This is a genomic window from Streptomyces sp. LS1784, assembly GCF_020103755.1.
GTDB lineage: Bacteria > Actinomycetota > Actinomycetes > Streptomycetales > Streptomycetaceae > Kitasatospora.
Genome location: NZ_JAHSQD010000039.1, coordinates 19,932 through 30,215 on the forward strand (window position 1 = coordinate 19,932; position 10,284 = coordinate 30,215).

The window sequence follows — 10,284 nt, forward strand, 5'->3', positions numbered from 1 at the left end:
GGGATTGGCCCGTGGACGACCCGATCCGGCACCCCCTTGCCTATGCGCGTGGACTGCGCGGCTGGTCTCAGGGAGACCTCGCCGCCCACCTCGACAGAGCCGCTCGCGGCCACGGGCTGCGCTCCGGTGCCGACAAAACCGCCGTGAGCCGGTGGGAGAACTGGCGCAAGACCCCGAACGTCGAATCCCAGCTCCTCATCGCCGAAGTCTTCGGCGTCACGGCTTCGGAGACGGAGGCGTACGGCTGGCCGTACTGGCTGCCCGGGCGCGACGAGCCGCTGTCGTTGGGTTCCGCCCACACCGTCCAAGCACTCCACGACGCACAGAGAGCTCTCATGGACCGCCGCACCTTCATGACGTACAGTGCCGTTTCTCTGGCGGGACTCGCCGCTCAGTGGGCCACGATCGAGCCCGAGCGTCTCACCTCCGCGCTGGACGGCAGACGGGTGGACGACGAACTCGTGGACTGGCTGGAAGTGACCGGCAAGCAGTTGACGGCTTTGCCGACCGAACAACGTCAGCACACAGTCCGGTTGATGGAGGCCCAGCTGGCCACGGTGACCGACCTGATCGCCGCCGGCCGCCACAGCGAGACCACCGGCCGGCGCCTTCACCTGCTGGCCGCCTCCCTGGCCACCACCTGCGGCTGGTACCGCTTCGACCACGGCCGGCACTGGGCGGCCGGCAAGCTCTGGGGAGCCGCCCTGCAGTCCGCCCATGCCGCGGGTGACCGCGACCACGGCGCCGGAGTGCTTTCAGACTTCGCCTATCAGTCGAACTGGCTCGGCGAACCGAAGGTCTCCGTTGATCAGCTTGGATACGCCTTGTCCGGAACGCGGCACCCGACCGCCAGGTCGCTGTTGCTGCTGCGCCGGGCCAGGGCGCACGCCGCCCTGGGCGAGCGCACTGCCTGCTTCCGCGACCTGTCGGAGGCCGAGACCGCGCTCGGGGCGGAGTCCGTCGACCCCGCCCCGGACTGGTGTGCGTGGATGAGCCCAGCAGACCTTGCCGTCGACTCCGGTCAGTGCCTGCTCGACCTCGGCCGCACCGAGGAAGCGCACGTCCGGATCGCCGATGGCATGGCGATGCTGCCCCGTTCCCGCGACAAGACACGCGGGATCTTCCTGACGTACCAGGCCGGCGGCTACCTGCAATCCAACGACATCGAACAGGCGCTGGCCGTCACCCGGGAGTCGCTGGACCTGGCCACACGCATCGGAGCCCCACGGTGTGTCGCCCTTGTGCGCGACCTTGCGCCCGCCTTCAAGCCCTACCGCCAGGTCGACGGCGTCCAGGAGTTCTTGGAACGACTCAAAGTCTGTTGACGGAGCGGGCTTGCCCGGTTGGGCGCTGGAAGAGGGCGACGATGGCATGAGCCGGCTGCCGGTGCTCGCAGCTCGCGGGGAAGACCCGTGTTCCACGCCATGCGGATGTGCGGCGCAGACGGTGTCCACGCCGCGGAAGAACGGGCCCAGGTCCTATGGCCGGCCGGGCTGACGGGTGGCCCCGACGACATCGTGCTGTCTCTGCACGCCCTGGTGGCACAGAGCAGGCGGTCCACGACCTGCGCGCCGCACTCTGCCACGTCAGCAGCGCATCGGACGCCGTCTGACGCGACCGCGCGGGGCAGCCGCGGCGCGTCCGTCGCCGGAGCGGCCGTGTGCGGACAAACGGTGGCGGACGTACGAAGCTGGTGGGAGCGGCGGGTGCGGGCACCGCGCCGCCTCGATTCCGTACAGAAGGGTTCTCCACCATGGCTGCCACCTCGTCTCCCTCCCCCGACGGCCTGCAGCGCGCCGTGCGGATCGCCGCCCCGGGTGCGGCGCCCGAGCTGTCCGAGGTCCCGGTCCGCGAGCCCGGGCCCGAGGCGGTGCGGATCGCCGTCGAGGCGTGCGGCGTCTGCCACTCCGACCTGCTGATCGCCTCCGGTGCCCTGCCCGGCACGACCTTCCCGGTCACCCCCGGTCACGAGATCGCCGGCCGCATCGACGCCCTCGGCGAGGGGGTGGAGGGTTGGAAGGTCGGCGACCGGGTCGCCGTCGGCTGGTACGGCGGCAGCTGTGGACGCTGCGACGCCTGCCGCTCGGGCGACGGCATCCACTGCCCCCAGCTGCAGGTCCCCGGTGCGGCCTACCCCGGCGGTTACGCCGACAGTGTCGTCGTTCCGGCCATGGCCCTGGCCGCGATCCCCGGCGAGCTGACGGCCGCCGAGGCCGCGCCGCTGGCCTGCGCCGGGATCACCGTCTTCAACGCCCTGCGCCGCTCCGACGCCCGGCCCGGTGACACCGTCGCCGTCCTGGGCCTGGGAGGGCTGGGCCACCTGGGCGTCCAGTTCGCCCGCGCGATGGGTTTGCGCACCGTCGCCATCGCCCGCGGTGCGGAGAAGGAGCCCCTGGCGCACGAGCTCGGCGCCGAGCACTACATCGACAGCACCGCCGGTGACGTCGCCCAGGCGCTGCGGTCGCTCGGCGGCGCGAAGGTCGTCCTGGCCACCGTCACCAACGCCGACGCCATGTCCGCCACCGTCGACGGACTCGGCCGGCGGGGCGAGCTGGTCATCGTCGGCGTCTCACCCGATCGGCTCGCGATCAGCCCGCTGCAGCTGATCAGCGGCGACCGCAAGGTCTACGGCCACTCCTCGGGCACCGCCGTCGACATCGAGGACACCCTGCGCTTCGCGGCCCGCACCGGGGTGCGGGCGTGGATCGAGCAGGTGCCGCTGGAGGAGACCGCCGCCGCGGTGGCCAGGATGGCCGGCGGCCGGGCCCGCTTCCGCATGGTCGTCACCACCGGCCGCTGACCACCCGGCCGACGCCGGGGTCCCGGACCCTCCGGTAGGTTGGCGCCGCGAGCGACTACACCGGGTTCGAGTACGACGAGGACGAGGGCTTCACCGAGGTGCAGCGCGAGTTCACGGACGCTCTCGCGGCTCGCGCGCGGTCCTGGCCGGTGGATCCCCTGAGCTGCGTGGTCCTGGTCGCACCGCACACCCCGTACGGTCAGCTGCCGGCGTACCTGGACATCGACGACCCGGTGCGCGGACGGGGCGTCCTGACCATCGGGTGTCACTTCGACGGCACCGGCGTCCGTGGCGACAGGCTCCACAACCAGTGCTTCACCCTTCCCGACGAGCCCACCGAGTTCGCGTTCGGCACGTCCGGCAGCCCTGCCGAAGCGGCCCACCGCACGGCCGACTGGTGCGAGGCCGTCCTCGCACGGCCCCTGGTCCGCGCTCGTCCGTCGACGCGGAGAGGCATCCGGCTGACGCCGAGTGGGCAGCGACAGATCACCGCACCACCCGGACGAACCCGGTGCCGCACGCGGCCGCGGTGAGGAAGGCCGTGACGGCGGCCTTGGCCGCGCGCGGGTCGGAGCGGTCGTACGGGTTGTGGGAGAGCACGAGTCGGCGCCGGCCGTCGGCGGTGCCGGCGACCATCGTCGAGTAGCCGGGGAGGTCTCCGCTGTGGCCCCGGAAGACCCCGCACGGGGTGTCGAACCGGGCCAGCCCCAGCCCGTATCCGCGTCCCGGTCCGGCGTCCGCCGTCCTGGTCATCTCGGCGATCTCGGTGGGCCGCAGCAGGCGGCCGTCCAGCAGGGCGGCGGTGAACCGGTTGAGGTCGGCGGCGCTGGAGATGCCCTGCCCGGCGGCGCCCATGACGGACGGGTTGAGTTCGGTGACGTCCACCGGACCGGTCGAGAGCTTCACGTAACCCTGGGCGTGGGGGCCGGGCAGTAGCGGCGACTGCCCGGGCATGGTGGTGTCGTGCAGTCCCAGCGGCCGGATGACCCGCCGGTCGACCTCCCGCTGCCAGGAGTGGCCGGTGATCCTCTCGACGAGCAGGCCGGCGAGCAGGTAGTTGGTGTTGGAGTAGTGCCAGCCCTGCCCCGGCGGGAAGTACGGGGCGTTGCCGTTGGCGAGTGCGAGCAGTTCGGTCGGCTGGTAGGTGTGCCAGCGCGGTCCGGCCAGCCAGCTGCGGTACTGGGCCTCGTCCTGCGGGTCCAGGCCCGGAGCGTCGGTGTAGTTGTACAACCCGCTGGTGTGGTTGAGCAGTTGGCGGACGGTGATGGCCGCGCCGTTCGGCACCGCGCCGGGCAGGTGGCGTTCGATCGGGTCGTCCAGGCCGATCCGCCGTTCAGCGGAGAGCTGGAGCACGACGGTGGCGACGAAGGTCTTGGTGACGCTGCCGATCCTGAACCGGGCGTGCGCGGGTACCGGCGCGCCGGTGGCCAGGTCGGCGACGCCCGCCTGCCCGCGCCAGACGGTCCGCCCGTCCTGGCGGACCTCGCCGACGGCCGCCGAGGAACCGGCGTCGACGATGCCCTGCAGCGTGGTGCGCAGCGCGGTGGCCTCGGCGGTGTCCGGGGGCAGTTCCCGGTCCTCGCCCGTCGACTGGACGGGGCCCGTCGGCCGGGCGGTGGATGCGGCGAAGCTCGGGGCGGCGCCGGCGCCGAGCATGGCGGCGGCGGCCAGGAACGCGGCCGCCGAGCGGATGCCGAATCCCGGAGTGCGCGGATGTGTCGTCACGTCGGACATGGGCTGCTTCCCTCCAGGGGCAGGCGCGCATCGCCGCCCTGGAATCGAGCCTGCCGGTGGGGTCCCTGCCGGGGCATCCGTCGGAGGTGTCGCGCGCTGTCCTACCTGGGACCGGTCGAGCCGGCCGGGCCCCATCCGGCAGGCTTACACGGGTGGGCGCCATGATCCTTCCACGGAACGGAAGTTAGAGTGAGACGGTGACCGCTCTCCCTGAGAATCCGCCGATCAGCGACGCCGAACGCGACAAGGCCGTGCAGCGCCTGCAAGAGGCGTTCGCCGAAGGGCACATCTCCCACGAGGAGATGGACGACCGCCTCCACCGGGTGCTCACCGCCAGGACGCACGCCGACCTCGCACCGTCCCTGGCCTCGCTCCCCGAGCCGAACCCGGAAACCACCCCCACCATCGCCGCCGCCAGCGGGCGCCTCGTGCGCCGCGGTCCCTGGCGGGTTCCCCGCACCTTCAAGGTGGTGTCGGCGTTCGGCCGGGTGCACCTGGACCTGTCGAAGGCGCTCATCGAACACCCGGTGATCGACATCGATTTGGGACTCGGTACCGGCAGCGCCAGGATCACCGTCCCCCGTGACGCCGTCGTCGACATCGACGGCCTCCAGGGAGGCTGGAAGGACGTGCGCTACACCCCTCCCCGCCGTCCCTCGGTGGGCAACCCGACGATCCGGATCACCGGAACCACCGGCTTCGGCCGGCTGAAGATCCGCCACGCGAGGAACTGAGGCGCATCACCGGCAGTGGCGGTGGCCGATCCGGCCCCCTGCCTGTCAAGTGCTCTCCAGGCGGCACCAGTTGTTCGTAGCGCCGGCGACCGGCCGGCGGATCACGACGCCCCGGAGCCGAACCGGCCCGCGATCGGAACCCGGGCCGTACGGACCGCCCCCTGCTCCGCCGACAGCACCCGCCGCAGGGCGGCGAGCACCTGCCCGTCGCCGGTGGGCGGCTGCGGTGAGTGCCAGGCGATGTGGCCGTCCGGGCGGACGAGGAGGGCTCCGGTGGCCGCCGGGAGGCCGGTGGCCTCGGACCAGCCGGGAGCCGACAGGGTGTGCACGGTGACGGGCAGTCCTGCCGCCGTCGCCGTGTCCGCCTGCCGCTGCCAGCAGGCGTGCTCCCCGGCCGTGAACAGGGTGAAGCCGGGCTCGACCAGGTCCAGGGTGGACGCGGCCCCGGGCGGGCCGGCGAGCCGCAGGTGGGGGAGTCGGGTGCCGGGCGCGCCGTCGGGGTGTTCGTGCTCGGGGTCCAGCGGCGGCCGTTCGGGGCCGCCCGGGTCGGCGAGGACCGCCGTCGAGCGGTAGGCGGCGGTGAGCAGCAGCTCGTCGTCGATCCGGTAGCCGGTGCGGGCGCGGGAGTTGGCGAGCGAGACGTCGATGACCTGCCGGGCCACCGGGCGGCGCTCGGTCTCGTAGGTGTCCAGCAGTGCTTCGCCGGCCGTCCCGGCGGTGACTGCCGCGAGCTTCCAGGCCAGGTTGTCCGCGTCGCCGATTCCGGCGTTCATGCCGTGCCCGCCGGTCGGTGGCACCACGTGGGCGGCGTCGCCCGCGAGCAGCACCCGGGCGCGGCGGTAGGTGTCGGCGAGGCGGGCGTCCATTCGCCAGGTCATGGTGTCCCGGACGGTGACCGCCAGCCCGGGCAGCCCGGCGGCCTCCCGGACGAGTCGGCCGAGCGCCTGGTGGTCGGCCGGCAGGGCTGCGGTGTCCGCGTCTTCGGGGTCGTACGGGTGCTGGTAGATCCACTGCCGGTCGTTGTCGACGGCCAGGAAGCCGCCGCGGCCCGGCTCGGTGAGGAAGTACGAGGCGCTGGCGCGGTCGGCCACCACCTCGCCGAGCGGTGCCTCGAAGCGGATGCTGAGGAAGTGGCCGAGGCCGGTCGGCCCCGCCATCGCGATCCCGGCCGTCTCGCGGACTGTGCTCGACGCGCCGTCGCAGCCGACCAGCCAGTCGGCGCGCACGGTGTGGCGTTCGCCGGTGTGCCGGTCCTCCAGCAGGGCCCGGACGTGTCCGTCCTGCTGGGTGAAGGAGAGCAGCCGGGTGGCGAACCGGACGCCGTCCGGGGCGAGTTGGCGGGCGCGTCGGAGCAGGACGGCCTCCAGGGCGTCCTGCGAGCAGATCAGCCCGGGCGAGGGGGTGCGCTCGGCGCCCTCCGCCTGGCCGGCCGCCACACCGGTGCGGACGAAGTCCGGGTCGACCAGGTCGCGGCCCCGGTAGAAGAACACCTGAGAGGCCGGGAGACCGGCCCGCCGGACCTCCGTCTCCAGGCCGCACCGCCGGAAGACCTCCATCGAACGCGCCGACACCCCACGGGCCTTGGGGTGGTGCGAGGTGGCCGGGTGCGCCTCGACGAGCAGGTGCGGCACGCCGTGGCCGGACAGCAGGACGGACAGGGTCAGGCCGACCGGGCCTCCGCCGACGACGAGCACGGACGTGGTCTCCGGGAATCGCATGCCACCACTCCTCAGTAACGCCTTCCGGGATATTTTGAAGTTACCATGGTGTGGACGACACCTCTCCGACGTTTCGAGGCGACCCCATGGCCCAGCCCCAGCCCCAGGACAGCGACGGCGACGGCGGCGGCGGCAACCCCCGCGGGCTCCACTTCCTCACCGAACTCGCGAACACCGTCCGCGAGGACCCCGACGCGGGCGCCGCCGAACTCCAGGCCCTCCTCGACCGCCACGGAGGCCCGCCCTTCCGGCTCACCGACGCCGACGCCCGCGAACTGCGCACCGCCACCGCCGAGGTGATCGCCGTCCTCGAAACCGACGACCCGGACCGGGCCGCCGAGCTGATCAACGCCCTGCTCGACCGCCACCCGGCCCGCCCCCGACTGGTCCGCCTCCCCGGCCGGCCCTGGTCCCTGCACACCCACGCGCCCGCCGACGCCGGCCTCACCCACTGGCTGCTCTCCACCGCCGCTCTCGCCCTCGGCCTGTGGCTCAGCGAACGCGGCGGCTGCGCCTGGGGCCGCTGCGCCGCCCCGGGCTGTGAACGCTTCTTCATCGACACCGGCCGCCGCACCCCGCAGCGCTACTGCACCCCGCGCTGCGCCACCCGCGTGCGCGTCGCCGCCCACCGGGCGCAGAAGGGGGAACGGATCTGAGACCCGCGGAGGGGGCAGGGGCGCCGCCGGGTACCGGTCGCCGTCCCCGGCGCCGCCATGGCCGAACCCCAGCGCTGAGTTCGTACACCGATCCGGGCCGTCGACCCCACCCCCATGGTGCGGGACGTAGCCTTTGGGTCGCCCGTGCCGCCCCGGCACCCCAGGGGCGGTAGGCCGTCGCCCGCGCCCGCCTCCTCCGTTGACGACGGTCGTTCGAATACGTCACGCTCGATGGACGGCCGAGGGCGGGCGGTCGAACGTGCCGCGCGTGTCGTGTGTCGCGCGCCGCCCGATGCCCCGGCCCGGATGTCCACCGTGCACCCCGTGTGGAGGTACCGCCATGTCCAAGCGCCGTCTCGCCGTCCCCGGAGCCGCCGTCGCCGCTCTGACCCTCGCCGCCCTGCTCCTTCCGGTCACCGGCGCCCACGCCGCGCCGCCCGCCGACTCGTGCACCCAGAACTGGAGCATCAGCTCCGGCGAGGGCTACGCGAACGGCAAGACGTGCAACAACCACGCCAAGCTCGTCGGCACGGTGCACGACACCAAGGCGGACGGGCGCTGTCCCTACGTGCGCGGCAAGCTCTCCAACGGCGGCCACGTCGACAGCGACTGGGCCGGCGGCAAGGGCAAGTCCCGCGCCATCACCCTCTACGCCCCCTCGGGCGCCCACTTCACCAGCGTCTCCATGCGCTACATCGGCTGCTGACGCCGACGGCGGGCGGGTAGCCGCCGTCCGCTGCCCCAAGCCGATTCGGCCTCCACCCACGGAGGTGGAGGCCGAATCAGCGGGTCGTGCCGATGCGCCGCCTGGGCCCGGCTGGTACCACGGACCGTCAGGACCGTCAGAGCCGCTCAGGCACCGGGTTGCCGACGGCCTCGATGGCACGGCGGACCGGGACCTTCAGCAGCACGGCGAAGCCGATGACGAAGAAGACCAGCAGCGAGATGATCGCCGAGCGGTAGCTGCCGGTGATCTGGTAGGCGAGGCCGAAGACGAGCGGGCCCATCCAGCTGGTGCCGCGGTCGCTGACCTTGTAGAAGCTGAAGTACTCGGCCTCCTTGCCGGGCGGGATGAGGTGGGAGAACAGGGAGCGGGAGAGTGCCTGGCTGCCGCCGAGCACCAGGCCGATCATGCAGGCCAGGACGTAGAACCAGGCGGGCTGGTGGGCGGGCATGAAGTAGCCGAGGGCCAGGGTGACGACCCAGCCGACCAGGGAGCCGAGGATGGTCCGCTTGGCGCCGTACCGGTGGGCTATCCGGCCGAGCAGCAGGGCGCCGCCGATCGCCACGACCTGGACCAGGAGTACGGCGGTGACCAGCGAGGTCTGGTCCATGCCGAGTTCCTCGCTGCCGTAGAGCGAGGCCTGGGAGACGACGGTCTGGATGCCGTCGTTGTAGCAGAGGAAGGCGGCGAGGTAGAGCAGGGTGAGCGGGTGCTCGCGCATGCCGCGCAGGGTGCGGGCGAGTTCGCGCAGGCTGCCGGCGGCGGGCTCGCCGTCCCTGGTCCGGTCCGCGGCGCGGCTGGGGGCGATGCCGGCCCGGGAGGGCAGCCGCAGCATGGGGACGATGGTGAACAGCGCCCACCACAGCCCGGCCGAGGCCAGGCAGATCCGCACGGCGGTGCCGGAGTCCAGGCCGAACGCGTCGTGGCCCTGGAACAGCGCCAGGTTGGCGATCAGCAGCAGTCCGCCGCCCGCGTAGCCGTAGGCCCAGCCCTTCGAGGAGACCTTGTCGCGCTCGTCGGGGGAGGCCAGGCCGGGCAGGTAGGCGTAGGAGAGCGCGACCGAGACCGCGTACGAGATGTTGGCGACCACCAGCAGCGCGCCGCCGAGCAGGTAGCGGTCGCCGTCGAGGAAGAACATCCCCATGGTGGCGAGCGAGCCGACGTACGCGAAGCCGCACATCAGCTCCTTGTGCCGGCCGGTGCGGTCGGCGACGGTGCCGGTCAGCAGCATCACCGCGACCGAGAGCAGCACGGAGAAGGAGACCGTGTACGGGAAGAACGATCCTGCGCGGATCGACAGGCCGAGCGGGTGCACGTCACCGGCCGCGTCGGCGGCGTCCTTGGCGACGCTGGTCAGGTACGGGCCGAGGAACACCGTCAGCACGGTGGCCGAGAAGGCGGCGTTGGCCCAGTCGTTGATGTACCAGCCGAACTGCATCCGGCGCAGCGACCGTCCGTCGTCGGTGGCGGCCGTGGGGTCGGTCGGTGGGTCGTCCGGCAGGTGTGTCGCCGAGTTCGTGCTGCTCATGGGGTTCCCATCACCGTGCTGGAGCCGTTACTGCCGTCCGTCCAGCAGCCGCGCTCGCCGAGGACGTCCCGCAGGACGTCGATGCGATCGGCCATGATGCCATCCACACCCAGGTCGAGGAGAGCCCTGATCCGTGTGGGATCGTCCACAGTCCAGACGTGCACCTGGAGACCGAGCCGGTGGGCGGTGCGGACGAAGGCCCGGTCGACGACCCGGACGCCCCGGTGCCGCTCCGGCACCTGCGCGCAGAGCCCGGCGAACGGCGTTCCCGGGCGCCGGGACAGCGGCCCCGGAGCGGACGTCGGCAGGAACGATTCGGCCAGCGAGCGCAGCCGCAGCCGGGCCACCTCGCGCGGGCCGAGCGAGGTGGCCAGCCGCGGGCCGGCGGCG

9 protein-coding genes are annotated in these 10,284 nt (G+C 72.9%); 5 read left to right on the top strand and 4 right to left on the bottom strand.

Annotated features, from left to right (window positions below; all coding sequences use genetic code 11):
* Window positions 1-11: 11 nt before the first annotated feature.
* Both KS423_RS07860 and KS423_RS07865 read left to right on the top strand, forming a co-directional pair.
* Complete coding sequence (locus KS423_RS07860) at window positions 12-1,325, top strand: helix-turn-helix transcriptional regulator (protein WP_224276541.1); 1,314 nt, start codon at window positions 12-14, stop codon at window positions 1,323-1,325.
* Between the two features lie 428 nt (window positions 1,326-1,753).
* Entirely contained in the window at window positions 1,754-2,800 is a 1,047-nt protein-coding gene (locus KS423_RS07865; RefSeq protein ID WP_224276543.1) for an alcohol dehydrogenase catalytic domain-containing protein, read from the top strand.
* Window positions 2,801-3,286: 486 nt separating this feature from the next.
* On the opposite strand, the gene KS423_RS07870 is transcribed toward KS423_RS07865, so the two are convergent.
* Window positions 3,287-4,534 (bottom strand): serine hydrolase, encoded by a 1,248-nt coding sequence (locus tag KS423_RS07870; protein ID WP_224276545.1) that lies wholly within the window; start codon window positions 4,532-4,534, stop codon window positions 3,287-3,289.
* A 197-nt stretch (window positions 4,535-4,731) separates the two neighbouring features.
* On the opposite strand from KS423_RS07870, the gene KS423_RS07875 reads away from it, so the two are divergent.
* Window positions 4,732-5,268 carry a DUF1707 domain-containing protein gene (locus tag KS423_RS07875; RefSeq protein ID WP_224276547.1) on the top strand — a complete coding sequence of 179 codons (537 nt, stop codon included), beginning with the start codon at window positions 4,732-4,734 and terminating at the stop codon, window positions 5,266-5,268.
* 101 nt (window positions 5,269-5,369) lie between these two features.
* On the opposite strand, the gene KS423_RS07880 is transcribed toward KS423_RS07875, so the two are convergent.
* Entirely contained in the window at window positions 5,370-6,986 is a 1,617-nt protein-coding gene (locus KS423_RS07880) for an FAD-dependent monooxygenase (RefSeq protein WP_224276549.1), read from the bottom strand.
* Between the two features lie 86 nt (window positions 6,987-7,072).
* Between KS423_RS07880 and KS423_RS07885 the strand changes: the two genes are divergently transcribed.
* Both KS423_RS07885 and KS423_RS07890 read left to right on the top strand, forming a co-directional pair.
* Window positions 7,073-7,642 (top strand): CGNR zinc finger domain-containing protein, encoded by a 570-nt coding sequence (locus KS423_RS07885; RefSeq protein WP_224276551.1) that lies wholly within the window; start codon window positions 7,073-7,075, stop codon window positions 7,640-7,642.
* A 340-nt stretch (window positions 7,643-7,982) separates the two neighbouring features.
* Window positions 7,983-8,348: a hypothetical protein gene (locus tag KS423_RS07890; RefSeq protein ID WP_224276553.1), complete on the top strand. Its 366-nt coding sequence runs from the start codon at window positions 7,983-7,985 to the stop codon at window positions 8,346-8,348.
* 136 nt (window positions 8,349-8,484) lie between these two features.
* Here the strand turns inward: KS423_RS07890 and KS423_RS07895 are convergent, their stop codons facing one another.
* The gene (locus tag KS423_RS07895) at window positions 8,485-9,894 is read right to left on the bottom strand and encodes an MFS transporter (protein WP_374119916.1); all 1,410 of its coding nucleotides are present in this window, start codon (window positions 9,892-9,894) and stop codon (window positions 8,485-8,487) included.
* Window positions 9,891-10,284, bottom strand: a 394-nt coding sequence (locus tag KS423_RS07900) for a glycerophosphodiester phosphodiesterase family protein (protein WP_263454604.1), incomplete at its 5' end; no start/stop codon positions are given. The genes KS423_RS07895 and KS423_RS07900, both read right to left, overlap by 4 nt.